At 51.2% G+C, this 25,312-nt stretch carries 23 protein-coding genes and 1 tRNA gene; 16 read left to right on the top strand and 8 right to left on the bottom strand.

Going from position 1 to position 25,312, the window contains the following annotated elements:
* The first annotated feature begins 339 nt into the window (after positions 1-339).
* The 7 genes from rimP to INP77_RS14430 all read left to right on the top strand — a co-directional run bounded on the left by rimP (position 340) and on the right by INP77_RS14430 (position 8,940).
* The gene (gene rimP / locus INP77_RS14460) at positions 340-828 is read left to right on the top strand and encodes a ribosome maturation factor RimP (protein ID WP_194749776.1); all 489 of its coding nucleotides are present in this window, start codon (positions 340-342) and stop codon (positions 826-828) included.
* A 39-nt stretch (positions 829-867) separates the two neighbouring features.
* Entirely contained in the window at positions 868-2,334 is a 1,467-nt protein-coding gene (gene nusA, locus INP77_RS14455; RefSeq protein ID WP_194749775.1) for a transcription termination factor NusA, read from the top strand.
* An 84-nt stretch (positions 2,335-2,418) separates the two neighbouring features.
* A complete protein-coding gene (infB, locus tag INP77_RS14450) occupies positions 2,419-5,127 on the top strand; it encodes a translation initiation factor IF-2 (RefSeq protein WP_194749774.1) in 2,709 nt (902 codons plus the stop codon).
* A complete protein-coding gene (gene rbfA / locus INP77_RS14445) occupies positions 5,127-5,483 on the top strand; it encodes a 30S ribosome-binding factor RbfA (RefSeq protein WP_194749773.1) in 357 nt (118 codons plus the stop codon). The genes infB and rbfA overlap by 1 nt, the downstream gene beginning before the upstream one ends.
* Before the next feature lie 20 nt (positions 5,484-5,503).
* On the top strand, positions 5,504-6,403 hold the full coding sequence (gene truB / locus INP77_RS14440; RefSeq protein WP_194749772.1) for a tRNA pseudouridine(55) synthase TruB: 900 nt from the start codon (positions 5,504-5,506) through the stop codon (positions 6,401-6,403).
* Between the two features lie 97 nt (positions 6,404-6,500).
* Positions 6,501-6,809 (top strand): hypothetical protein, encoded by a 309-nt coding sequence (locus INP77_RS14435; RefSeq protein ID WP_194749771.1) that lies wholly within the window; start codon positions 6,501-6,503, stop codon positions 6,807-6,809.
* Positions 6,810-6,909: 100 nt separating this feature from the next.
* Complete coding sequence (locus tag INP77_RS14430) at positions 6,910-8,940, top strand: TonB-dependent receptor (RefSeq protein ID WP_194749788.1); 2,031 nt, start codon at positions 6,910-6,912, stop codon at positions 8,938-8,940.
* 97 nt (positions 8,941-9,037) lie between these two features.
* On the opposite strand, the gene INP77_RS14425 is transcribed toward INP77_RS14430, so the two are convergent.
* The gene (locus tag INP77_RS14425; protein ID WP_194749770.1) at positions 9,038-9,433 is read right to left on the bottom strand and encodes a diacylglycerol kinase; all 396 of its coding nucleotides are present in this window, start codon (positions 9,431-9,433) and stop codon (positions 9,038-9,040) included.
* A gap of 79 nt (positions 9,434-9,512) precedes the next feature.
* Between INP77_RS14425 and INP77_RS14420 the strand changes: the two genes are divergently transcribed.
* The gene (locus INP77_RS14420; protein ID WP_194749769.1) at positions 9,513-9,785 is read left to right on the top strand and encodes an oxidative damage protection protein; all 273 of its coding nucleotides are present in this window, start codon (positions 9,513-9,515) and stop codon (positions 9,783-9,785) included.
* An 89-nt stretch (positions 9,786-9,874) separates the two neighbouring features.
* Here INP77_RS14420 and phoU read toward each other — a convergent pair whose 3' ends face one another.
* Both phoU and rpiA read right to left on the bottom strand, forming a co-directional pair.
* On the bottom strand, positions 9,875-10,579 hold the full coding sequence (phoU, locus tag INP77_RS14415; protein ID WP_194749768.1) for a phosphate signaling complex protein PhoU: 705 nt from the start codon (positions 10,577-10,579) through the stop codon (positions 9,875-9,877).
* An 88-nt stretch (positions 10,580-10,667) separates the two neighbouring features.
* Entirely contained in the window at positions 10,668-11,330 is a 663-nt protein-coding gene (gene rpiA / locus INP77_RS14410; RefSeq protein ID WP_194749787.1) for a ribose-5-phosphate isomerase RpiA, read from the bottom strand.
* A 95-nt stretch (positions 11,331-11,425) separates the two neighbouring features.
* Here rpiA and ilvA point away from each other — a divergent pair, with 95 nt between their 5' ends.
* Together ilvA and INP77_RS14400 are read left to right on the top strand one after the other, a co-directional pair.
* Positions 11,426-12,937, top strand: coding sequence for a threonine ammonia-lyase, biosynthetic (gene ilvA / locus INP77_RS14405; protein ID WP_194749767.1), 1,512 nt, complete (start codon positions 11,426-11,428; stop codon positions 12,935-12,937).
* A gap of 151 nt (positions 12,938-13,088) precedes the next feature.
* Positions 13,089-14,234 carry a glutaminyl-peptide cyclotransferase gene (locus INP77_RS14400; protein WP_194749766.1) on the top strand — a complete coding sequence of 382 codons (1,146 nt, stop codon included), beginning with the start codon at positions 13,089-13,091 and terminating at the stop codon, positions 14,232-14,234.
* A gap of 360 nt (positions 14,235-14,594) precedes the next feature.
* Here INP77_RS14400 and INP77_RS14395 read toward each other — a convergent pair whose 3' ends face one another.
* The 3 genes from INP77_RS14395 to INP77_RS14385 all read right to left on the bottom strand — a co-directional run bounded on the left by INP77_RS14395 (position 14,595) and on the right by INP77_RS14385 (position 15,285).
* Positions 14,595-14,828: a sulfurtransferase TusA family protein gene (locus INP77_RS14395; RefSeq protein WP_194749765.1), complete on the bottom strand. Its 234-nt coding sequence runs from the start codon at positions 14,826-14,828 to the stop codon at positions 14,595-14,597.
* A 21-nt stretch (positions 14,829-14,849) separates the two neighbouring features.
* Entirely contained in the window at positions 14,850-15,167 is a 318-nt protein-coding gene (locus INP77_RS14390; RefSeq protein ID WP_194749764.1) for a rhodanese-like domain-containing protein, read from the bottom strand.
* Positions 15,168-15,209: 42 nt separating this feature from the next.
* A tRNA-Phe gene (locus INP77_RS14385) sits at positions 15,210-15,285 on the bottom strand.
* 138 nt (positions 15,286-15,423) lie between these two features.
* Between INP77_RS14385 and chrA the strand changes: the two genes are divergently transcribed.
* From chrA to nikR, 6 genes are all read left to right on the top strand, one after another.
* Entirely contained in the window at positions 15,424-16,752 is a 1,329-nt protein-coding gene (chrA, locus tag INP77_RS14380) for a chromate efflux transporter (RefSeq protein ID WP_228518962.1), read from the top strand.
* A 4-nt stretch (positions 16,753-16,756) separates the two neighbouring features.
* Positions 16,757-17,650, top strand: a complete 894-nt coding sequence (locus INP77_RS14375) for a PfkB family carbohydrate kinase (RefSeq protein WP_194749763.1) — start codon at positions 16,757-16,759, stop codon at positions 17,648-17,650.
* 183 nt (positions 17,651-17,833) lie between these two features.
* Positions 17,834-18,103 carry a 30S ribosomal protein S15 gene (rpsO, locus tag INP77_RS14370; RefSeq protein WP_194749762.1) on the top strand — a complete coding sequence of 90 codons (270 nt, stop codon included), beginning with the start codon at positions 17,834-17,836 and terminating at the stop codon, positions 18,101-18,103.
* 333 nt (positions 18,104-18,436) lie between these two features.
* Entirely contained in the window at positions 18,437-20,557 is a 2,121-nt protein-coding gene (pnp, locus tag INP77_RS14365) for a polyribonucleotide nucleotidyltransferase (protein ID WP_194749761.1), read from the top strand.
* Positions 20,558-20,678: 121 nt separating this feature from the next.
* Positions 20,679-22,739, top strand: coding sequence for a TonB-dependent receptor (locus tag INP77_RS14360; RefSeq protein WP_194749760.1), 2,061 nt, complete (start codon positions 20,679-20,681; stop codon positions 22,737-22,739).
* A 16-nt stretch (positions 22,740-22,755) separates the two neighbouring features.
* The gene (gene nikR / locus INP77_RS14355; RefSeq protein WP_194749759.1) at positions 22,756-23,160 is read left to right on the top strand and encodes a nickel-responsive transcriptional regulator NikR; all 405 of its coding nucleotides are present in this window, start codon (positions 22,756-22,758) and stop codon (positions 23,158-23,160) included.
* Positions 23,161-23,282: 122 nt separating this feature from the next.
* On the opposite strand, the gene INP77_RS14350 is transcribed toward nikR, so the two are convergent.
* Positions 23,283-23,927 carry a hypothetical protein gene (locus INP77_RS14350; RefSeq protein ID WP_194749758.1) on the bottom strand — a complete coding sequence of 215 codons (645 nt, stop codon included), beginning with the start codon at positions 23,925-23,927 and terminating at the stop codon, positions 23,283-23,285.
* Positions 23,928-23,931: 4 nt separating this feature from the next.
* A complete protein-coding gene (locus INP77_RS14345) occupies positions 23,932-25,263 on the bottom strand; it encodes a hypothetical protein (RefSeq protein ID WP_194749757.1) in 1,332 nt (443 codons plus the stop codon).
* Between the last annotated feature and the right edge of the window lie 49 nt (positions 25,264-25,312).

The raw sequence follows: 25,312 nt of genomic DNA, 5'->3' as shown, positions 1-25,312 counted from the left end.
AAGCACCGGGTTGAAGTGTCTATTAAGATCAACTCAAAATAGACTGCCATGAAAACTTAAGCGCTGCACTGCAGCGTGAAATATAATTGACACCGCTCAAGCGGTTGTTGATCTGTTGCTTCTCCCTCTTTTACACACATCTTAAAAAATACACAGGCGTATGTCATTGACCCGTTCGGGCTACTACAGGCCGTAGACGTCAAACAAAACCCGCCCGACCCTGCCATTGCGCCATCTGTTACTTTGAATTTAAAAGGAATTTTGGTATAATCAAAACGATAGATGGGCGTTACGCCCATTTTTTGTTTTTGGACGTAACGTTTTGAATTAAGGGTGCGTATGCAAAATTTGCATTCGGTAGTTGAAAAGACAGTCACGCAGTTAGGATACGAGCTGGTTGATTTTGAGGCAGCCAATCGTGGCAAGTTATTGCGCGTGTTCATCGACAAGCTGACACCCAAAGACAATAAGGACAGCGTTACGATTGATGATTGTGTTCTGGTGAGCAACCAGCTTGGCAACGTGCTGACGGTAGAACTGGATATTGATTATGACCGCCTGGAAGTCTCTTCTGCCGGTCTGGATCGTGTGTTGCGCAAGGAACGTGATTTTATGCGTTTTACTGGTGAGCGTGCACAAATCAAATTGCGAGTGGGAATTCCGGATGATGGCCCTAAAGCAACTCCAACCACATTGCCCAGAAAGACTTTTTTGGGACAGTTGCAAGGCGTTGACGAGGGGAAAGTGTTGATTGAGTGCGATGGCTGGGTTTATAGATTGTCGCTGGATAATATAGATAAGGCTCGATTGAGCCCAGTTTTTGATTAATTTGTTTTAGCTAATCCGTACGGTGAGTTGGAGATTACGATGAGTCGTGAATTATTGTTGTTGGTTGATGCCCTGGCCCATGAAAAAAACGTGGATAAAGAGGTAATCTTTACTGCCCTGGAACTGGCATTGGCTTCGGCGACGAAAAAGAACCATGAAGAAGGCGCTGATATTCGTGTCGAAATTGACCGTGAAACCGGAGATTACAAAACCTTTAGACGCTGGCAATATGTAGAATATGACCTGCTGGAAAGCTCGGCTTACCAGTTTGATGAAGAAGACGAACGTGCTGCTGGCAGACAAATTGGCGACTATTACGAAGAGCCATTAGAATCGATCTCGTTTGGCCGCATTGGCGCACAGGCAGCCAAACAGGTGATTTTGCAGAAGGTGCGCGAAGCTGAACGTGAGCAAATGATCCAGGACTTTTTGGCGCGTGGCGAAAGCCTGGTCACTGGCGTGATCAAGCGGATGGAAAAAGGCAATGCGATTATTGAAGTGGGCCGTATTGAGTGCCTGCTACCACGTGAAGCCATGATTCAAAAAGAAAACCTGCGCGTGGGTGACCGTGTGCGTGCTTATCTGTCACGCGTGGACCGTGGTGGCCGTGGGCCGCAACTGATCCTGTCGCGTGTCGCTCCCGAGTTCCTCAAGCGTTTGTTTGAGCTGGAAGTGCCTGAAATCGAAGAAGGCCTGCTGGAGATTCGTTCTGCGGCGCGTGATCCTGGCTTGCGTTCCAAAATTGCGGTTAAAACCAATGACCAGCGCCTGGATCCTGTGGGGACTTGCGTGGGCATGCGTGGCTCCCGTGTACAAGCGGTGACTTCTGAGCTCGGTGGCGAGCGCGTGGATATCGTATTGTGGAGCATGGATCCGGCACAGTTTGTCATTAATGCCTTGGCGCCAGCTGAAGTGACGTCGATTGTGGTCGATGAAGATGCACACAGCATGGATGTGGTGGTGAACGAAGAGCAATTGGCGGTAGCGATTGGGCGCAACGGTCAAAACGTGCGTCTGGCGTCGGAACTGACTGGCTGGAACCTGAATATCCTGACCGAAGAAGCGGCTGCGCAGAAGAGTCAGGACGAGTATGCCAAAATCAGCCAATTGTTTATCGAGAAGCTGGATGTGGACGAAGAAGTGGCGGATATCCTGGTGCAGGAAGGCTTTAGCACACTCGAAGAGATTGCCTACGTGCCTTTGGCAGAGATGGCTGAAATCGAGGCCTTTGATGAAGACACGATCAATGAGTTACGTTCACGCGCACGTGCTGCCTTGTTAACCGAGGCGATTGCCAAAGAAGAAAAAGTTGAAGAAGACACCAACGACCTGATGACGCTGGACGGTATGGATGCAGACACTGCCCATAAACTGGCAGCCAGCGAGATTCATACCAGCGAAGATCTGGCCGAACTGGCAGTCGATGAGCTGGTTGAGTTGACCGGAATAGATGAAGAGCGTGCGAAGTCATTGATTATGACGGCGCGAGCACCCTGGTTTAAGTAACCAGGCGTTTTAAATAACCTATGCGTTTAAAACATCATGCATACCTCTTAATTAAAAAATAAAGTAATTGAACTGGAGCAGTACATGGCACTTTCAACCGTCGCACAATTTGCCGCCGAGCTGGGTCTTCCAACGACTCTTCTTATCGAGCAACTGAAAAGCGCAGGCGTTCATAAAACGTCTGTGGATGATTTCCTGGAAGAGGGTGACAAGGCTGCCTTGCTGGATTACTTGCGTAAAGAGCATGGGGCAGGTAACGCGCCTAAAAACAAGATCACACTGACCCGTAAGCAGAACACCGAAATCAAAAAGCTGGATAGCTCAGGTAAAGCCCGTACGATTCAGGTGGAAGTGCGTAAAAAACGCGTGCTGGAGCGCCCTGAGCTGGGCTATGAGCCGCCTGTGGATGCCGCTGCTTATGATGAAGCCGAGCCAGTACCAGCAGAAGTTCTGGAGAGCTTGCCCGTAGAGGTTGAGCCGGTCGTGGTGGAAGAACCTGTGATCGAAGAGATCGTTGAGGTCGTGGCTGAACCTGAGCCAGAGCCAGAACCTGAGCCAGTAGTTGAGGCACCAGCACTTACACCAGTCGTAGAAGCCCCAGCCCCTGTGAAAAAAGGCGTGGTTCTGTCGGCGCAGGAGATTGCCTTACGTGAACAAGAAGCTTCGCGTGCGGCCAAGCTGGCTGCCTTGCAGGCAGAAGATATCAAGCGCAAGCAAGCGTTGACACAACGTCGCGCAGAAGAGGAAGCCAAGCGCCAGGCAGAGGCCGAGGCTGCGAAGAATAAACCCGCAGCCACCAAGTTGTCTGAAGGGACGCTACACAAGCCCGCTGCCAAAGCAACAGACAAGCCAGAAAATAAAGATAAAAAAGCCAAGACCGACAACCGCGACTGGAATGAAAACGAGAACAAAAAACGCGGCATTAAAACCCGTGGTGATGCACCTGCTGGCGGCGCTCAAGGCTGGCGCACCCCTAAGGGCAAGCATCACAAATCCAATAAAGATGATCAGCACGCCTTTAATGCACCAACCGAACCTATCATCAAAGAGGTGATGGTGCCGGAGACCATTTCGGTTGCGGATTTGGCGCACAAAATGTCTGTCAAAGCGGCGGAAGTGATCAAGGCCTTAATGAAAATGGGCATGATGGTGACCATCAACCAGGTGCTGGATCAAGACACTGCGATTATTCTGGTCGAAGAAATGGGTCACAAAGCGCAAGCCGCGGCTGCGAATGATCCTGAAAGCTTCCTGGAGGAAACCGAAGGCGTTGAAGCGATTCTGGAATCACGTCCACCGGTGGTCACGGTCATGGGTCACGTTGACCATGGTAAAACCTCCTTGCTGGACTATATCCGCCGCAGTCGCGTGGCTTCAGGTGAAGCAGGCGGCATTACCCAGCATATCGGTGCTTACCACGTGGAAACGCCACGCGGCATGGTGACCTTCCTGGATACCCCTGGCCACGAGGCTTTTACCGCTATGCGTGCCCGTGGTGCGAAGGCGACCGATATCGTGATTCTGGTGGTATCGGCTGATGATGGCGTGATGCCACAAACGATTGAAGCGATACACCATGCCAAGGCAGGTAATGTGCCTATCGTGGTGGCGATTAACAAGATTGATAAACCGGAAGCCCAGCCAGAGCGCGTGAAAAGCGAGCTGATCTCACATGAGGTGGTGCCAGAAGAGTACGGTGGCGATACCATGTTCCGTGAAGTGTCTGCCAAAACCGGTAAAGGCATTGATGAGTTGTTGGAAGCCGTGTTGCTGCAAGCGGAAGTGCTTGAGTTGAAAGCCCCGCTCAATACGCCAGCCAAAGGCCTGGTCATTGAAGGTCGTCTGGACAAAGGACGTGGTCCGGTGTCTACCGTTCTGGTGCAGTCAGGTATCCTGCGCCGCGGCGATATGCTGCTGGCAGGTACGGCTTATGGCCGTGTGCGTGCCATGCTTGACGAGAATGGCAACGACATTAAAGAAGCCGGCCCGTCTATTCCGGTAGAAGTTCTGGGCTTGTCTGATGTGCCAAGTGCTGGTGAAGAAACCATCGTCTTGAACGACGAGCGCAAGGCGCGTGAAATTGCCTTGTTCCGTCAGGGCAAGTTCCGCGATGTGAAACTGGCCAAGCAGCAGGCGGCCAAACTTGAAAACATGTTTGAGCAGATGGCTGAAGGCGAAGTACAAACCCTGAACCTGATTATCAAATCAGATGTACAGGGCTCTTACGAAGCCTTGACCACCAGCCTGCAAAAACTGTCTACCAGCGAAGTACGTGTGAATATTATTCACACCGGCGTGGGTGCCATCAGTGAGTCTGATGTGAACCTGGCCGCCGCTTCAAGTGCGGTACTGATCGGCTTTAACGTCCGGGCAGATGCCGGCGCACGTAAGCTGGTTGAGAATCTGGATGTCGACCTGCGTTACTACAACATCATTTACGAAGCTGTGGACGAGATCAAAGCGGCGTTGGGTGGCATGCTTGCACCAGAGCAGAAAGAGCAAATGATTGGTACGGTAGAAATCCGCGAGGTATACCGGATCTCCAAAGTGGGTGCAGTGGCCGGTTGTTATGTACAGGATGGCGTGGTTAAACGTAACTCCAAAGTCCGTTTGCTGCGTAACAATGTCATTATCCATACGGGTGAGCTCGACTCCCTCAAGCGCTTCAAAGATGACGTTAAAGAAGTTAAAAATAACTTTGAGTGCGGCTTGTCTCTCAAGAACTACAATGAGATTGAAGTCGGCGATATTCTTGAAGTTTATGAAGTCGTTGAAGTGGCCAGAACACTCTAATGGCTAAAGCATTTTCAAGAAATGACCGCATCTCTGAGCAAATGCGCCGTGAACTGGCGGATTTGCTCATGTTTGAGATCAAGGACCCGCGTGTGCAGATGGTCACCTTGACCGGGGTTGAGGTGGCGGGTGATATGGCACATGCCAAGGTCTTTTACACCGCGCAGAAGAATAGCAAAGGCCTGCAAGCCGGCCTGGAGAAAGCCGCCGGCTTTTTGCGTACGCAGCTGGGCAAGCGCATGATGATCCGTACTGTCCCGCAGTTGCATTTTGTCTATGATGAATCCATAGATCGTGGGATGCACATGGACAAGCTGATCAGCGACGCTTTGTCTGATACCCCTCCGCAAGAATAATTTTCACCTCCTTTCGCGCTATGCAAACCAAACGCATTAAACGTGCCGTCAGTGGCGTGTTGTTGCTGGACAAGCCCTATGGCTTTTCATCCAATCAGGCCCTGCAAAAGGTCAAATGGTTATATCAGGCCCAAAAAGCCGGACATACCGGGACCTTGGATCCTCTTGCAACTGGCGTGTTGCCGATCTGTTTGGGCGAAGCCACCAAATTTGCACAACACCTGACGGATGAAAACAAAACCTATGTGGCGACCGTCAAGTTTGGTGTGACCACCACTACCGGAGACAAAGAAGGAGACGTCGTCAGTGAGGTGGCTTGCCAGGTGTCGCGTGCAGAGATTGAGCGCGTGTTGCCGCAGTTTATGGGGCCAATTACACAAGTGCCTCCCATGTATTCTGCGCTCAAGGTAAACGGTAAGCCTTTGTATGAATACGCGCGTAATGGTGTCGAGCTAGAACGTGCACCGCGTCAGGTAACCATTCATGCATTGCGTGTCTTGGCCTGTGCTGAGAATAGTGCAGAAATCGAAGTCTGTTGTAGCAAAGGCACTTATATCCGTACCTTAGGCGAGGATATTGGTAAAGCACTCAATGTGGGTGCGCACCTCACAGCTTTACGCCGTACGGCAACCGCCACTTATCAAATCGCCGAGACCGTGACGATAGAAGCTCTGGAGCAGATGTCTATTGAGCAGCGCGATGCGTTGCTGCTGCCTGTCGATAGTGCCATTCAAATCCTGCCTAAAGTCGAGCTGCATGAGGATGCCGCCTATTATTTCAAACAAGGCAATCCAGTCTGGCTGGCTGGCGTTATCCCAGCGGGCGATTTGCGTATTTACAGTGCTTCCGGTTTATTTCTTGGGGTCGGCCAGCAGCAGCGCGATGGCCGTATTGCCCCCAAACGCGTCGTTAATCTCTAGTTTTTCACTTGCTCGTCTCGCTAAAACGCATGGCTTTTGCATAAAAATGCAATAGAGTTGCATTCTGTGTGTAGGAATTTATGTTAGTATATTCAACATGTTAAAGCGCTTTTATGTGTATTTTCTATTGGCAGTGTTGTTTGCGATCACGCAGACAGGCCTTGTCACACATGAAATTACCCATCTCAAAGAGCTGACGCAACACTCGCAATCTGACAAACATCAAAGCAAAGACCAATGCAGGCTCTGTGTCGCCTACGCGCATCTCGTCGGGGTGATGACGCAGGCCCAGCAATGGAGCTTGCCAGAGCTTAGCTATCTTGCTGTCATCAGCGCCCTGGCGATTGCCATACAGCGCCCAACGCTCGCGGCCTATGCCGCACGCGCCCCTCCTGCCATTGTTTAACCCTTGACGATACATTCTCCAGGTCGCGCTTGCGGCTGGAGTGAGCTATTTATGCAGTGCGCACAGCACTGCCTGACCTTGTCTGGAAAAAACAATGAAAATGTTACAAAAGAGGATGTCTGCACGTGGGCAGCAAAAATCATTATGGCTGGCATTGATGGCGGCGTTGAGCTCGCCCATGCTGGTCTCGGCAGAAGACGCGAAAACCCTTGATATTGATAATGTGCCTGTCACGGGGAATCCCCTGGGCGTGGCATCTGATGATATGGTGGTGCCGGTCTCGGTATTGGGCGGACGTGAGCTCAGTTTGCGTCGTCAGGGGACTCTGGGCGAAACCCTGAATGGCATTCCGGGCGTGACGGCCACGCAGTTTGGTCCAAATGCTTCGCGTCCGATTATCCGTGGCCTGGACGGCGAGCGTGTGCGTATCATGCAAAACGGTGTCGGCATTCTGGATGCCTCGTCACTGAGTTTTGACCATGCAGTGGGCGTGGATCCATTGATTATTGAGCAAATTGATGTGGTGCGAGGCCCGGCAGCGTTGCTGTATGGCGGCAGTGCCATGGGCGGTGTCGTCAACGCCATTGACCACCGTATCCCTAAAGAATCCCTTAATGGCTATACCGGCCGCGCTGAAACCAGGTTTGGCGGGCCAGACAATACGCGCAATGGCGCTGCGGTGGTCGATGTGGGCAATGGCCTGTTTGCATTGCATGCCGATATCTACAGCCGTGAAACCAGCAATCTTGAGATTCCTGGCTATGCGCTTTCCAAGCGCAAGAGTTTGGCCGATGGTACTGCGCGCGATAGTCGCGGCAAGGACAAGCTCAATAATAGTTCTGCCCTGGCCAATGGCGGCGCATTGGGTGCTTCCTGGACCTTTGATACAGGCTATCTGGGGATTTCCTATGCGGACTCCAACAACCACTATGGCACCGTGGCGGAAGAGGGGGTCAGAATCAATATGGAAAACAAACGTACGGAATTGGCAGGTGAGGTGAGAGAACTCAAGGGGCCTGTGCAAAAAATCAAGGTGAGAATGGCTTATACCAATTATGAGCATGTAGAAGTGGAGAATGGCGACCCGAGCACCACTTTTAAAAACCGTGGTTTGCAGGGTAGCCTCGAAGCCACCCATGTCCCACTGGCAGGCTTGAATGGGGTGGTCGGCTATCAGTTCCAGAACACGCGTTTTCAGGCCTTAGGCGAAGAGGCATTTGTGCCTAGTGTCACCACCGTGGACCAAGGGGCTTATGTCTACGAAGAGTATGCAATCGATAAACACAAAGTCACCTTTGGCGGGCGGTTTGGCGAGACCTCGATAGACTCCCATGTCGATGATAAATTCACCCAGGCGTTTAGCAAACACTTTAACCCCAATAGCTTTGCGCTGGGGGGGCTGTACACCATTGATGAATCCTGGAGTGTGACGACCAACTTGTCGCATAACGAGCGTGCACCTAGCTATTTTGAACTGTATGCGAATGGACCACATATTGCGACTGGGCAGGTGGAGGTCGGTAATACTAACCTCAGCAAAGAGCGCTCCAACGGTATTGATGCGCAGCTCAAATGGAAGTCAGGTGGTCACAGTGTGACGCTAGGCGCGTATGCCACCAAATTTAAAAACTTTATCGGCTTGTTTAATACAGGCATTGAGGTGCCGGTGGATGGCGAGCTGTTGCCTGAAGCACAGTTTAGAGCGGTTCCGGCCTTGTTCAAGGGCTTGGAGTTAGAAGGCAAGTTTGCCTTGAACGACGAGTGGACATTAAAAATGCGCGGTGACTACGTGCATGCCAAAGACACGCGTAATAATCAATACTTGCCAAGGATCTCGCCCTTGCGTTTGGGCGGTGGGCTGGATTATCGCCTGGGTAACTGGAATGCTCGCCTCGATGTGCTGCATGCTTTTAAGCAGAATAACGTGGCCGAAAACGAGCTCAAAACGGATGCCTATACCAATGTCAGTGCATTGGTTGCATACAAGTTGCCGGTGAAGTATAACGTGGAGTTGTTTGCCAAGGCGAATAACCTGCTCAATGAAGAGATCCGTGAGCACGCTTCTTTTCTGAAGGATATTGCCCCGTCAGGCGCGAGGGCGGTATTGGTGGGCGCCCGCGCTGACTTTTAAGCGGTGGAACTAACTGCGCCTCTGGACGCTGCATTACGCGGCGCGCAGGTGCGCGACAGAGCAAAGCACCAGGCTGACTTGGTCAGCCTGGTGTCATTTAATTGAATAAAATCAAGCCCCAGACTACCGTCAAGTTGATCAATGCCAACAACACGGCAGCACTGCCAATATCTTTGGCACGCTTGGCCAGTGCATGCCGTTCAATCGAGACGCGGTCTACCACCGCTTCAACCGCCGAATTCAGCAACTCCACAATCATGACCAGCAACACACTGCCAACCATCAGGATGCGGTGCAGGGCTTCAGACTCCAGGTAAAATGCCAGAGGAATCAGCACCAGCGAGAGCCAGACCTCCTGACGGAAAGCATCTTCATGCTTGTAAGCGGCTTTGAAGCCATCCATGGAGTATCCAAAGGCATTAACCAAGCGCCGGAGGCCGGTTTTGCCTTTGAATGGACTTTCCTGGTGACCTGAAGGGGTGTTGTTTTGCATGGCTTATCTCTAAAATTGCGAACATCAGATTTTAACATGCGCTATGATAGCGCTTTTAGCAGTGTAGTGAGGATCGAACATGGCAAGATTGGTGCAATGTGTGAAACTGGGCAAAGAGCTCGAAGGCATGGATTTTCCGCCTTATCCGGGAGAACTGGGTAAAAAGATTTATATGCATGTGTCTAAAGAAGCTTGGGCAGGCTGGTTAAAACAGCAGACCATGCTGGTCAATGAAAACCGCTTGAGCCTTGCGGACCCGAGTGCACGTAAATATCTATCCGAGCAAACCGAAAAGTACTTTTTTGGCGAAGGCGCAGATGTTGCCACAGGCTATGTGCCTCCTTCTGCCTAGTGAAAATGGTTAATGCGATGAGGCTTTAACCGTATCCCGGCCAACAAAAATAAAAAGCACTCCTCGGAGTGCTTTTTATTTGCAGTCTATTACGACTGCGTCTCGCGCTGAATATCTTCCAGGCTGGTATGACGGATATCTTTGCCTTTGACCATATAGACCACGTACTCCGAGATGTTCTTCGCATGGTCACCAATGCGCTCAATGGCTTTTGCCACAAACAGTACTTCAAGTGACATCGAGATCGTACGCGGATCTTCGAGCATGAATGTGATCAACTGACGCATGGCGGCGCGGAATTGTTCATCCACCTGCTCATCCTGTCTGGCGACTTCCACGGTCTGGCTGACATCCAGGCGTGCAAATGAATCCAGCGCTGTACGCAGCATTTCACGCACAATGCCAACCATGGTTTTGATCTCGTTGAACCGTGGTTTGTACATCCGGTCTTGCTCGTATATACGCTGGGCAGTCCGTGCAATTTTAGTGGCTTCATCACCAATCCGCTCCAGATCCGTGATGGTTTTCACCATCATCATGATCATGCGCAAATCACGTGCTGCAGGTTGTCTGCGCGCAATAATATGACTGCAGTCTTCATCCACCTGAACCTCTAAAGCGTTGACACGCGCATCGCGCTCCATGACGTCTTTGGCTAGATTGACATCCGCGTTGGTCAGCGACTCCAGTGCATTGACGATTTGCTGCTCAACGACCCCGCCCATTTCCAGAACCTTGGCCCGGACGGACTCCAGTTCAACATCATATTGCTTAGAGGTGTGTTCAAATTGCATGACAAATTTTTCCTAATTATTGTGCCGGTGCAGATTACCAGCCCAATATGACAACTGTATGATAATTTTCAGTGTGCAGAAGTTGCAATTACTTGGTCAGAGTTTTGACGCCGTTTGGCGTGGCCAGCAGCAACACATTGGCCGGGCGTGCTGCGAACAAGCCGTTAGTCACCACCCCTACGATCTGGTTGATCTTGGCTTCCATTGCAATCGGGTCGGTAATGCTCAAGCCATGCACATCAAGGATCAAGTTGCCGTTGTCAGTCGTGAAGTCACGCAATTGGGGTTGACCACCCAGTTTTACCAGTTCACGTGCCACATGGCTGCGAGCCATCGGTAATACTTCTACTGGCAGGGGAAACTTGCCCAATACGGGTACAAATTTGCTTTCGTCGCAGATACAGATGAAAGATTTGGCCACAGCTGCCACGATCTTTTCACGGGTCAATGCACCGCCGCCGCCTTTGAGCATATGCATGTGCTCGGTGATTTCATCGGCGCCATCCACATAAATATCCATGCTGTCGACGCTGTTCAAGTCAAAGACCTCGATACCGTGGTTACGCAGGCGTTGCGCGGTGGCTTCGGAGCTGGCGACTGCGCCGGTGATTTTATGTTTGACTTTGGCCAGTTCGTCGATAAAAAAGTTAGCGGTTGAGCCGGTGCCCACACCAATAATCCCATCCTTGACATAATTGACTGCTGCTTTTGCCACTTCGAGTTTCAATGCGTCTTGTTGTGCTTTATCCATCGCCATGTGCTTCAATCCTTGATTAATTCTTTATAATACAAACAATTCTCTATCATACACTGCAACCTTGCGGTTTTAAAATCTCCACGCATTTCATGACCATCAATTACCGCGAAAAAATCGAACACTCCCAAGTCTATGCCGTTGCCAGACATACGCCGCTCGATGAATTGCCCAACTTGTCCTCGCGACTGAATAACCGGGTATTGCTCAAGCGCGAAGATATGCAGCCGGTATTTTCATTCAAACTGCGCGGTGCCTATAACAAAATGGCCAACCTCTCGGCTGAGGCTTTGCAGCGTGGCGTGATTTGCGCCAGTGCCGGAAACCATGCGCAAGGCGTGGCCTTGAGTGCGCAGAAAATGGGCTGCCGTGCCGTCATTGTGATGCCGACCACCACGCCGGCGATCAAGGTCAATGCGGTGCGCGCACGCGGTGCCGAAGTGGTGTTGTTTGGCGACAGTTACTCCGATGCCTACTTGCACGCGCTCGATCTCGAGCAACGGGAAGGGTTGACCTTTGTGCATCCTTACGACGATCCGGATGTCATTGCCGGACAGGGCACGATTGCGCTGGAGTTGGTGCAGGATCATGCGGCGCCGATCGAAGCCGTGTTTTGTTGCGTCGGCGGTGGTGGCTTGCTGGCAGGCATGGCGGCCTATCTGAAAGCGGTCCGCCCCGAAATCAAAGTCATCGGCGTCGAAGCACAAGATGCCGAAGCCATGACCGAATCGCTGAAGCTCGGCCAACGTGTCATGTTGGAACAAGTGGGCCTGTTTGCAGATGGGGCTGCGGTCAAGCAAGTGGGCGAGCATACCTTTGCGCTCGTGCAGCAATATGTCGATGAAATGATCGTGGTTGATAACGATGCGATTTGTGCCGCTATCAAAGACGTGTTTGAGGATACGCGCAGCATTCTTGAGCCGGCCGGGGCGCTGGCCGTGGCTGGCTTGAAGGCCTACAGTCAACGCGAACAGTGTCAAGGTAAAACCCTGGTCGCAGTGGCTTCAGGTGCCAACATGAACTTTGACCGCTTGCGCTTTATTGCCGAGCGCGCGGAGTTGGGGGAACGCCGGGAGGCGGTCTTTGCCGTCACCATTCCTGAGACCCCCGGCGCGTTTAAGCGTTTTTGCCGCCTGTTAGGGCAGCGCAATATTACCGAATTCAATTACCGTTTTGCTGACACCGAGCAGGCGCATATTTTTGTCGGGTTGGCGGTGCATCACCCAACCGAGGCCGATGTTATCGCGAGCAAATTGGCGGCGGCTGGCTTGCCCACCATTAATTTGAGCGACAACGAGATGGCCAAGTTACATTTGCGCCATCTGGTGGGCGGGCATGCGCCACAAGTCCAAAACGAGGTGGTTTACCGTTTCGAGTTTCCTGAAAAACCCGGCGCCTTAATGAACTTTCTCGAATCCATGGGTCACAACTGGAACATCAGTTTGTTTCACTACCGTAATCATGGGGCAGATTTTGGCCGGGTATTGGTGGGCATGCAGGTACCGCCCGAGGATCAGCTAGCCTTTACCCAGTTTTTACAGCAATTGGGTTACCCGTACTGGGATGAGAGCCATAATCCGGCGTATCGTTTATTTTTAGGCTGATAGCAGCCATGATGGTGGTTGTTTGCAGCCAGTGCCGTGGGTGATGTCAGCTGAATGCGAGCCACGGCGCTGATTGGATGGCTGAGAACGATTCTTGCAGGGAATGCCTGCACTTTAGAGCGATGAGACTTAAATAATAATCAGGAGATAAATGCAAATGTTGAATTCATCATTGGCGCGTCGTGCGCGCACCAGCGTGTGGTTGCTGGCCTTGCTCGCTGGCGTTACCGCTTGTAACAAGCAAGAAGAGTCCGCACCAACCCCGGAAACGCCAGCGGCCACGAGCGCTGTTGGCGAAAGTTCTTCTGGTAAGACGATGGCTTATGTGTCCACCCAGGATGCCGGCGTCGACGTGATTGACTTGGCGACCATGCAAGTGACCAGCATGCTGGATGTGAAAGCCAAGGGCCCGCGTGGCCTGGCGCTGACAGACGATGGCAAGCAACTGGTGGTGGCGACGCGTGAAAATGGCAGTGTGTCCGTGATTGATACCGCCACAGGCGAAGTCGTCAAGCAGATTGAGGTCGGCAAAAACCCTGAGTTTGTGCGGGTGAGTGGTAATTATGCTTTTGTTTCGTCCGAGCCTAGCTCTAAAGCTGGTCCGCCACCCAAGCCGGGCAGCAAGCCAGAAGAAGACGATGACGACGATGAAGAAAAAGTCCCAGCCAAGATTGCGATTGTTGATCTGACCAAAGGTGAAAAAGTCCGCGAAATTACTGGCGGGCCAGAAACCGAAGGCCTGGAGTTTTCGGCCGATGGCAAACAGCTGGTGATTACGAACGAAGCTGACAATACCGTCACTGTACACAACATCGAAACTGGCGATCTGGTCAAAACCATTCCCACCCATCAATATGGAGATCGTCCGCGCGGCATCAAAGTCTCTCCGGATGGCAATACCTATCTGGCCACGCTGGAGTTTGGTAACAAGTTTATGGTGATGGACAAAGACTTTAATGTGGTACGCACGGTAGACACGGCTGAAACCCCATACGGCATAGCCTACGACAGCAAGGGTGAGCGGATTTTTGTGGCTACCAACAAGGCAAAACTGTTGCAAGTGTTTGATGCCAAGACCTTTGAAAAAATCAAGGAAGTGCCGACCGGTAACCGGTGCTGGCATTTTAGTTTTACCCCGGACAACAAGCAGGTGCTGTTGGCTTGCGGCAAGTCTGATGCGGTATTCGTGATTGATGCAGATAAGCTTGAAGTCACGAACCAGATTGAAGTCAAAAATATGCCATGGGGCGTGGTGACCTTCCCTAAAGCCATGGGTAGTCTGGAAAACGCCAAATAAATTTATTTCCAATCGCGTTTCAATTGATTGAACAAGCCCGCCCTGATCGGCGGGCTTTTTTATTAAATTTTTTTGAGCGCACCCTAAAGTTTTGCGCAAAGCTGCCGAAATCATCTTTAGATAACAATGATTGCGTCTGGAGTGTGCAGATTGTCGGAAGCCATGCCGGCAAACTGCAAGTCAGGTTGAGTCCCTGAGTCGCCAGTGCGGCAATCGTTGTTTCGGCATGCAGACCACGTTAACCCACGGGTTAACGTCGTTCCTCACAGGGCTTCTTCGGAAGCCCTTTTTTTGCGCTGAAGCGGATGAATGGATGGTGGGTGCGGTTGGTGGCTGAGTGTCAGTCCGCGGGAGAGGGGTTTACTGGCTGCGCTTTCGTAGCCAGAAGGTAAAGACACCTTCTGCCTCTTGCATCTCGATCAGAGTGTGACCGGTTTGGCGGCAAAAGGCATCAAAATCTTTCTTTGAGCCAGGATCCGTGGCCGTGATTTTGAGTACCTGGCTTGCTTGCAGCTCGTTCAGGGCCTTTTTGCAACGCAAAATGGGCAGGGGGCAGTTCAGGTGGCGGGCATCTACTTCTTTGTCGTATTGCATAAACAATCCTGAGTCTCTGAATTAAGCGGGCTCGATGGGCAAGCCGTGTTGAGCCCAAGCCAGAATGCCGCCCGCCAAATGCGAGACATCGTGGCAGCCTTGCGCCAAGGCAAACTCACCTGCAGAAATGGAGCGTACACCGCTACGGCAGTAAAACACGATTTTTTTGTCTTGCGGCAGTTGATCAAACATCGTCGCCAGATGTCCTAATGGCAAATGCATGGCACCAGGCAAGGTACCGGAAACAAGCTCGTGATCATTGCGGATATCAATCAGCAACAATGAGGGATCATTGAGTAATGGCTGTAATTCATCCGGTGTTAAGTGTTTTAATGACATCAACAAACCCAGAAAAAGAAATGTGCCGAAAGGCAGGAGGAGTGGTGGCCAGAGGCAGAATCGAACTGCCGACACGAGGATTTTCAATCCTCTGCTCTACCGACTGAGCTATCTGGCCAACAGCAATTTGGGTGTGTCCCGAATCGCAAGACGCGCATTATAGCAAAGAACGCCAAGAATGCACACAAAAGTTAAAAAAAATCCTGATATGCTTGCGAGGCGGTATTTGAGGCCGCTGTTTTAAAAGGAATGGTTGATGTCTATTGTCGAGACGCCGCCTGAAATGCAGGCGCCTGCGAAGCCTTCTGCACAGGCATTTTGGGCCTACTGGTTGCGCCTGGGCTGTATTAGTGTTGGTGGGCCCGCGGCACAAATTGCCCTGATGCACCAGGCGCTGGTGGTAGAAAAGCGCTGGATTTCAGAGGCCAGATTTTTGCATGCCTTGAACTATTGCATGCTGTTGCCAGGCCCCGAGGCGCAGCAAATGGCGGTCTATATGGGCTGGCTATTGCATGGTGCCTGGGGTGGCATTGTGGCTGGCAGTTTGTTTGTGTTGCCCGCGTTTGGCTTGCTGGTCTCGCTGGCGTGGGGGTATATGCAGTGGGGCAGTCAGCCCGCCGTCGCGGCTTTGTTGTATGGGGTTAAGCCGCTGGTAGTCGCGCTGGTCTGCTGTGCCGCCTGGCGCCTGGCTAAAAAAGTGCTGATCGCCCGCTGGTTGTGGGGCGTGTTTTTGCTGGCCTTGGTCATGCAAACGGCCCATCTGCCATTCCCGGTGATTATTCTGCTGGCCGCGGTGTTGGGCGTTGCTGTGCAACAATATTGGCCGCAGTGGGTCGAAACGTCAGTTGGCCATGCAGCGGCAAGGGCCATGCAGACGGCGCCAAGTGTGATTGATGACAACACGGCGCTGGCCGGGCTGGCTGATTTGCGTCGGTGGACAGCGGCAGTGCTGATCTGGGGCGCGCTATGTGGTTTAGGTGTCGCTGCGGCCTTAGTGCTTTATTATTGGCCGTCACATCTGTTCACCCGCCTGGCAGCTTTTTTTAGCCAGGCTGCGTTTCTCACTTTTGGCGGCGCCTATGCCGTTTTGCCCTATGTGTTTGATGCCAGCGTGCAGCATTACCACTGGTTGACAACAGAGCAGATGCTGGATGGCCTGGCCTTGGGCGAAAGTACGCCGGGCCCGCTGATTATGGTGGTCACCTATATTGGCTTTGTTGCGGCCTGGCAGGCCGGGCTGGCCTTGCCTGATTGGCAGGCGGGGTTGATCGGGGCGACGATTGTGACCTGGTTTACGTTTGTGCCCAGTTTTGTCATGGTGTTTTTGGGGGCGCCCTGGATAGAGCGTACCCGCCAGCAATGGCGTTGGACTGCGCCGCTGCATGCCATCAGTGCAGCGGTGATCGCGGGCATGGTGGCGCTGGCCCTCACGTTGAGCCGGCACGTGGTCTGGCCCGATGCGCCAGATGTCGCTGCTGCCAGCATGGTGGTGCTGTCGCTGTGGTTGTTGGTCGGCAAGCGGATTTCAATTCTTTGGTTGTTGCCAGCGTGTATGGCAATTGGTTGGTTATTAAAGGCAGGATAAACAGATGTCAGATTCGATCATGATTTTGGGTGAGGTGCTGGGGGATGTGTTTCCCGAGCAAACGGTCATCGGCGGCGCACCTTATAATGTTGCCCGCCACTGTCACGCATTTGGCTTGCCCGTGCACTTTCTCACTGCCATCGGCCAGGATGCCCTGGGCGAACGTATTGTGGCCGAAATGCAAGCGACTGGCCTGCCTACCGAAGGGGTGCAGCACTCTGAGCGTTTGCCGACCGGGCAAGTCAAGGTGCATCTGGGCCCCGATGGTCATCGCTTCGAGATTCTGGATCAGCAGGCCTATGATGACCTGCAATGGCCGCCTGTCGAGGCGCTCACCTTGAAACATCCCCCGAGGCTGGTGTATTTCGGGTCACTGGCTTTGCGCCATGCACCCATGCAGGCGCTTGCCGCGCAGTGGTTGGCGCTGTGCCAGCCCGCCACGGTGCTGTGTGACATCAACCTGCGTGCGCCCTGGTATGACGCGGAGAGCGTACGCATGGCCTTGCAGGCCGCCGATATTCTCAAAATCAATCATGAAGAGTTGCCAGAAGTCTGTAATTTGCTTGGACTGCCGGGTGCGGCAGATGTGAATGAGCTGGCCCGGCGCTTGTTGATGGTGTGTGGCTTGACTGAAATGTTTGTCACCTGTGGTGAAGAGGGCAGTTTCTGGCTGGACCGGTTTGGTCAGGGCTTTCGCGTGCCGCCGGTGCGCTTGAGCACGGCATTTGTCGATAGTGTAGGTGCTGGCGATGCTTATACCTCGGTGGTGATTCGCGGCTTGCTGGCGGGCTGGTCACGCCCCACCATCCTGACCCGCGCGGCCAGTTTCGCCGCCTCCATTTGCGGCATTCGCGGGGCGGTACCAGCGACTGCCGATTTTTATGATGACTTTTTATAGAGCCTTCAAAGAGCTGCGATATTTAAATTAATTCATAAAAACAGAAACTTAATGTGATAAAAACCTATGCAAGGCTGGCGCTTGCCGCTATAATGCGCGTTTCGTGTAAATTGAATGTCGGTGCGGTAGGCAAATGGGTTGTCTGGCTGCGACGATATTGACGCTAACTCAAGGAAAATAAAGATGGCGATTACCGCAGAACAATCCGCAAAAATCATTAAAGATTTTCAACGCAGTGCTAACGATACAGCGAGCCCAGAAGTACAAGTGGCTTTGTTGACATACCGTATCAGCTACCTGACCGAGCACTTTAAATCCAACAAAAAAGACAACCACTCCCGTCGTGGTCTGTTGGCTTTGGTCAGCCAGCGTCGTCGTTTGCTGGACTACCTCAAAGGTAAAGACGTTAGCCGCTATCAAACGCTGATCGAGCGCTTGAACCTGCGTAAATAATTTGGCTAAAAGTGACGTTTAATCCAGTTCACTTTTAACGAAATAAAAGCCGATGGCATGGTGACTGCCTCGGCTTTTTTGCTTTAAAAATCCTGAGATTGCTGATATTCGGGATTTTCATATCACCAACTGGGGTGGCTTCTGTGAGTGCGTTTTGTGCAGGGTTTGTACAAAAAGCGTGCTGATGGAAGTCACCGCAAATCGGGAAACCGGGCGTCAGTTGTCGCGCACAATGCTATGCACATGCGTGGAGTGCCGGCACTGTCAGTCTGGTTTTCATTGTTGAGATTGGCTATTAGGTAGTGAATAGCCATGGTAGATAAAGGAAAAACAATGTTTGAAATTACGAGAAAAAGCCTCCAGCTTGGTGCGCATACCCTGACTATTGAAACCGGGGAAGTCGCACGCCAGGCAGATGGCGCCGTCATGGTGAGCTATGGCGATACAGTAGTACTGGTGGCTGCAACTGCAAAAACCGAAGTCAAAGAAGGTCAGGATTTCTTTCCATTGACTGTGGATTATCAGGAAAAAACCTATGCGGCTGGCCGCATTCCAGGCGGCTACTTCAAGCGTGAAGGCCGTCCAAGCGAAAAAGAAACCCTGACGGCACGTTTGATCGACCGTCCTATGCGTCCACTGTTCCCGGATGCGTTTTATAACGAAGTGCAGATTGTGGCGACCGTGTTGTCCCTGGATCCGGAAATTGATGCTGACATTCCGGCCATGATTGGTGCGTCTGCTGCGGTTGCGCTGGCAGGTATCCCGTTCTACGGCCCAATGGGGGCGGTCAAAGTGGGTTATATCAATGGCGAATACGTCTTGAACCCAACGGCGACACAACTGAAAGAGTCCGCGCTGGACTTGGTCGTGGCTGCGACTGAAACCGCTGTGATGATGGTGGAATCCGAAGCCAAAGAATTGCCAGAAGACGTGATGCTGGGTGCGGTTGTGTTCGGTCACGAGCAAATGCAACCTGTGATCAAAATGATCAACGAACTGGCTGCCGAAGCTGGTAAAGATGCCTGGGACTGGACTCCACCAGAGCCAGACACTGCGCTGATTGCAAAAATTGAAGCGATTGCGGCTGAAGACATCAACGCTGCCTTCAAAATCAAATCCAAAGGTGAGCGCTCTGCCAAGCTGGACGAAATCAAGTCCCGCGTCATGAGCACCTTGATCACTGAAGAAACCTCAACATTGGAAGCCAACAAGATTAAAGACGAGTTCTTTAAGCTCGAAGCGAAAACCGTGCGTAGCCAGATTTTGAATGGTGAACCACGGATTGATGGCCGTGACACACGTACCGTGCGCCCGATCACCATCCGTTCCGGCGTATTGCCACGCACCCACGGTTCTGCCCTGTTTACCCGTGGTGAAACACAGGCATTGGTAGTGACCACCTTGGGTACAGGCAAAGATGAGCAAATCATTGACGCGCTGGCTGGCGAATACTACGAAAACTTCATGCTGCACTACAACATGCCTCCGTTCGCCACTGGCGAAACGGGCCGTGTCGGTTCACCAAAACGCCGCGAAATCGGCCACGGTAACCTGGCTAAGCGCGCATTGAAAGCCGTATTGCCTAAGAAAGAAGACTTCGACTACACCCTGCGTGTCGTGTCCGAGATCACTGAGTCTAACGGTTCCAGCTCCATGGCGTCTGTTTGTGGTGGCTGCCTCTCCATGCTGGACGCCGGCGTGCCATTGACTGCTCACGTGGCAGGTGTGGCCATGGGCCTGATCAAGGAAGGCAACCGCGTTGCGGTGCTGACCGACATTCTGGGTGACGAAGATCACCTGGGTGACATGGACTTTAAAGTGGCTGGTACCGACAAAGGCGTGACTGCCCTGCAAATGGACATCAAGATCACTGGTATTACGGCACAGATCATGCAAGTGGCCCTGGCACAAGCCAAAGAAGGCCGCGCGCATATTCTGGGCCTGATGAAACAAGCCGTGTCTGGCGTAAATACCGAAATGTCACAGTTTGCCCCACGTATCATCACCATGAAGATCAATCCGGACAAAATCCGTGATGTGATCGGTAAAGGTGGCGCTGTGATTCAGGCACTGACCAAAGAAACCAACACCAGCATCGACATCGAAGATGACGGTACCGTGAAGATCGCTTGTACCAATGCGGACGAAGGCGCTGAAGCCCAACGCCGTATCGCGCAGATCACCGCTGAAGTCGAAGTCGGCCAGATCTACGAAGGCCCAGTGGTCAAGATTCTGGACTTCGGTGCAGTGGTGACCTTGATGCCAGGTAAAGATGGTCTGGTACACATTTCACAAATTGCTCACGAGCGCGTGAAAGCGGTCAGCGATTACCTCAAAGAGGGTGACATTGTGAAAGTGAAAGTGGTTGAGTTGGACGACAAAGGCAAAGTGCGTTTGAGCATGAAAGCCCTGATCGATCCACCAGCAAGAGAAGAAGCGCCAGCAGCTGAATAAGTTGCCCGCTCTGATCTAAAAAAGCCCGCGCCAGCGGGCTTTTTTATTGGCGTCAGCGCACCGCGTCTTGCGTTAATTTACTTATAGGGTGTCACCTTGCTTTCGCGCATAATGCCGCCGTATGAAAAATAACAAAAAGATCATACGGCTAAGTGTCGGCCTGGTTGCGGTACTGTTATCCCGGTTGACTGTCGCCAGTGAGGCGCTCACGCTCGATGACGTGCCCGTGCGTGCGCATTATGACAACGCGGTCGGTTCGTCTGATGCCGCCAGTGAAGGGCGCGTGAATGCCAGCCTGATTCAAAACCGGCCCATTTCAAGGGTGGGCGAGCTGCTCGAATTTGTCCCCGGCATGATCGTTACCCAGCATAGCGGCAGTGGCAAGGCCAACCAGTATTTTTTGCGCGGCTTTAACCTTGATCACGGCACCGACTTTGCCACCTATGTGGACGAGATGCCAGTCAATATGCGCACCCATGCACATGGCCAAGGCTACACCGATTTGAATTTCCTGATCCCCGAGCTGGTCAGCCATATCCACTATAAAAAAGGCACTTACTCAGCAGAGGAGGGGGATTTTTCCTCTGCCGGTGCTGCGCACTTGCACCTGGTCAATCGACTGCCGCAAGGCATCGCCAGTCTCATGCTGGGCAGTTACGACTATCAACGTATGCTGGTGGCAGATTCGCAGGCCATGCACAACGGCCAGCTCCTCTATGCGCTGGAACTCAATCGCTATGACGGCCCCTGGCAAGTGGCCGAAGGCGTCAAAAAATACAATGGCGTCCTGCGGTTTAGTACAGGGGATGCGCACGACAACATGAGCTTGACCGCCATGGCTTATCACAACCGCTGGAACAGCACCGACCAGATCCCGTTGCGCGCCGTCCGCGCCGGGCAGATCAGCCGTTTTGATGCGATAGACCCGACCGATGGTGGCGATGCATCGCGCTACAGCCTGTCGTTTAGCAAGCAGCACCGTGACGCGCAGGGCGGCTGGCAAATCAACGCCTATGCCGTGCGCTCCGCGCTCGATTTATATAGCAATTTCACCTACTTTCTCAATGATCCGGTCAATGGCGACCAGTTTAACCAAAGTGAAAAACGCACCATGCTGGGGGCTCATCTCAGCAAGACCTGGCTCGGCGAGCTTGCTGGCCTGCCCATCGAAAACAAGCTGGGGCTGCAGACGCGCTACGACAAACTGTCACCGGTTGCGCTATACAACACGGCACAAAAACAGCGCTTGTCGCTGATCCGCTCAGACAAAGTAGAAGAAAGCAGCGCGGGCCTCTATGCCGAAAACACCGTCTGGTGGCACGACAAACTGCGTACCATCGCAGGCCTGCGTTATGACCGTTACCAGTTCGACGTGAACAGCTCACTTCAGGGTAATTCAGGCCGTGTCAGTGATGGCATCGTCTCGCCAAAATTCTCTGTGATTTTCGGGCCGTGGGCCCATACCGAGTTTTTCTATAATCTCGGCAAGGGCTTTCACAGTAACGATGCCCGCGGCACCACACAAACCCGCTTGCCCGATGGCAACCCTGCCTCTCCCGTCACGCCCCTGGTCTGCACCCGTGGCAGTGAAGTAGGCATCCGCAGCGAATGGATGTCCGGCTTGCAAAGCTCGCTGGCGGTGTGGCAACTCGATATTGATTCTGAGCTGGTCTTTGTCGGCGACGCTGGTGAAACCGAACCCAGCCTGGCCAGCCGTCGCTATGGCGTGGAGTGGAACAACCATTATGTGGTCAATGACTGGTTACTGCTGGATATGGATATTGCCCTCTCCAAAGCACGCTTTACCCAACAAGACCCCAGTGACACAGGTCACTTTATTCCCGGATCCATCAATAAAGTGGCCTCGCTAGGCGCCACCGTAACCCAATGGGGCCACTGGTTTGGCGCCGTGCAACTCCGCTACTTTGGCCCACGGCCACTGGTGGCAGATAATACCGTCCAGTCAAACTCAACCTTGCTCACCTATGCCCGCGTCGGTTACCGCTTTAACCCGAAAACCACCATGACGTTAGATATATTTAACCTGTTTAACCGCAAAGCCAGTGATATCGACTACTACTACGAATCACAACTCAAAGGCGAGGCGGCTCCGGTCAGCGATATTCACTTTCACCCCGTAGAGCCAAGGGCTGCACGGCTGACACTCACCTATCAGTTCTAACTGAGGAACATGATCTATGCGACGCATTACAATTTCGGTGGAAGATGACCTGGCCGACGCCTTTGACCAACTGGTCGCCGTTCGAGCCTACGTAAACCGCTCAGAAGCTTTTCGTGACCTCGTCCGTAAAGCACTCGATGAAGCTGTGATTGAAGATGCGGATCACGCGCAGGCCGAGTGCGTTGCCTCGCTCAGTTATGTGTATGACCATCACGAACGCCAGCTCGCCAGCCGGGTAAATCAACTACAACACGACCACCATGACGTGATTATTACTGCCCAGCATGTGCATTTGGATCATGATAACTGCATGGAGACGGTGATTCTGAAAGGGAAGATTGGTGAGGTGGACGCTTGTGTCAATGCGATTTCGTCACAGACAGGCGTGACGCATGCGAAAGTGCACATTATTCCGAGGTGATATTGCGTGGCTCACGTGGACTAACTTTGGTTAAAGGCTCTTCTACACAAACTCGCTGAACATTTCTGTTCGAAATTCTAAACCAAGGCTCTTCAGAAATACGCTGATAAATCGGGTATTGGTTAAAGGAGTATTTCCTCTAGAAATGGAAACTCTAGTACGCAAGTCATATCGATTTTCCTGCGAATTTCTTCCTGAGGGTCAGAGTGTTCGCACAAGCCCAAGTAGTAATTTTTTCCGTCATGAATTGCATAAATAATCCACTCACCAGTGATTTTTCCGGCATCTCTTCTGCGTTGTAAGTTGCCGCTAACAGCATCATTAACAATATGTGGGATATCAGCGATCTGAACGAATCGCTCTTCTCCAGCCGCTTTTGCTTCATCAATCATTTGTTGAAAATAAGGCAACTGATACTTCTTGATAGCATTCGATAGATTATTAGTCAGCATATTTATGCTGCCATCGTAATAATGCTTATGCCAAAGCCCTTTTAAGGGAGGCCTTTTGAATTTTGTAGCCGCTTTGGTTCTTGTCAGAAGCTCTCTACCTTCCAGGAACTTGATCTCATTTAATAAAGCCCAAGGATTTATCTGATTGCTATTAAACTTAAAGAAAAAATCGAGCAAGAAGGTAATGCTATACCGCTCATCTGTAATTTCAGATAATTTAAAAAAATTCTGAAAGTTGATGATTTTGGAATGCATTTCTGGATCTTGTTTTTCAAAACCATTCAAAATTAGACTCTTCAAATCTATTCCTGTCATTCAATCAATCCTTAACAGGCTCGGTGATGTGTAGCTCTAGTTTGTAATCAAAAATAGTATGTTTAGGGCCTTCCCATTGTTTAATAGAGAATTTGTAAAAAATGAATTCATAGCACCCTTCAAAGTCTTCGAACTTACTCAGTCTATCCATGAACTTAATGGGAAGTGCATTTGATGCAAAAGACATTAATCTTGCGCCAACATCAAGAAACTCAACTTCTGAATCCGGAATGTTTTCACATCCCCATATGCTCATTACAAGCTTTAGACTTTTCACCTGAGTCTCTTTACCTTCGATGTAATAATTGAAGCTACTAAACAAAGTCTCGGATTTCAGCTTTTTAAAAGCGGATCCATGCCAATCATTATCAAACGTTTCAGAGTAACTTTTGATTTCTAAATCATCCAGGGCCAAAAACCGCATTGCATTCCTAGGTGCCCATCCTAATGGTGTATTTTCAGTAATGTATTTATCCTTTACCGCCAATAGCTTTACCCAATCCAACTGTTTGACAACTTCGTACCTATCCGACAATGTGCGCGTTGCGATTCGTCTTTTGAATTGATCAATAGCTTTAAAACTCCACTTCAATTTCCACACGGTCATTAGCTTGGTGAATCTAAGTAACTCAGTATTTGCTTTAATATTCCTTTGTAATGCCACGAACAGCAGCTCGTACACCATGACTAATTTCCACAAATAAAGATATGGTAAATACCAAACAGTCAGAATGACAGGCAAGAGAAAGTCTTCAAAATTAGCTAAAGTAAAAAGCCGTTCAGGATTCCGATACATACTATAGCCCCAGAACGAGACATAACTGAATCCAAGTGTGTTCAATAGGTAGGATATGAGTTTATTTGCACTTGCAAAATTGGATTCTCTAGCAGAAATTGCTTGCATCCAAGTGAGAGCAACTGCAATGGGGAAGATTATAAATTCGGCCCATAATGGTAATGTGTATACACTACCAATGAACATCAATATGGCTGCAATTCCGAAACTCTCAACAGTTAATTGCTTACGGTATTTGTAATCAAACTCAATTTTAATTGCCTGAAACATTGAGTAGAAAGCAAAAGTCAAAGTCCAAAGGACAGTTGTTTTTAAATTGCTCCATTCCCAAAATTTGAATCTGTGTAGAATCAAAATGAGTAACGATATCCAGAAAGCGCCGATGATGAGTGGCCCCCATATCGATACAGGCTTGAACGCCTTCAAAATATCTGAAAAACTATCTTTGATATTTCTCTTAGTAAGACAAAAGGCCAAAAAAATAGCCATCCATAGAAGGATAGCCACTTCTCGATTATTAAAGTCCAGAATTCTTTCCATATTATTGGGATTTATCTTTACCCTTTATTATCAATGGTTGTAGGTGGCC

It is taken from the genome of Methylophilus sp. 13 (assembly GCF_015354335.1).
In the GTDB taxonomy this organism is placed as follows: Bacteria; Pseudomonadota; Gammaproteobacteria; order Burkholderiales; family Methylophilaceae; genus Methylophilus; species Methylophilus glucosoxydans.
This window is presented reverse-complemented; position numbering and strand designations above follow the sequence as displayed.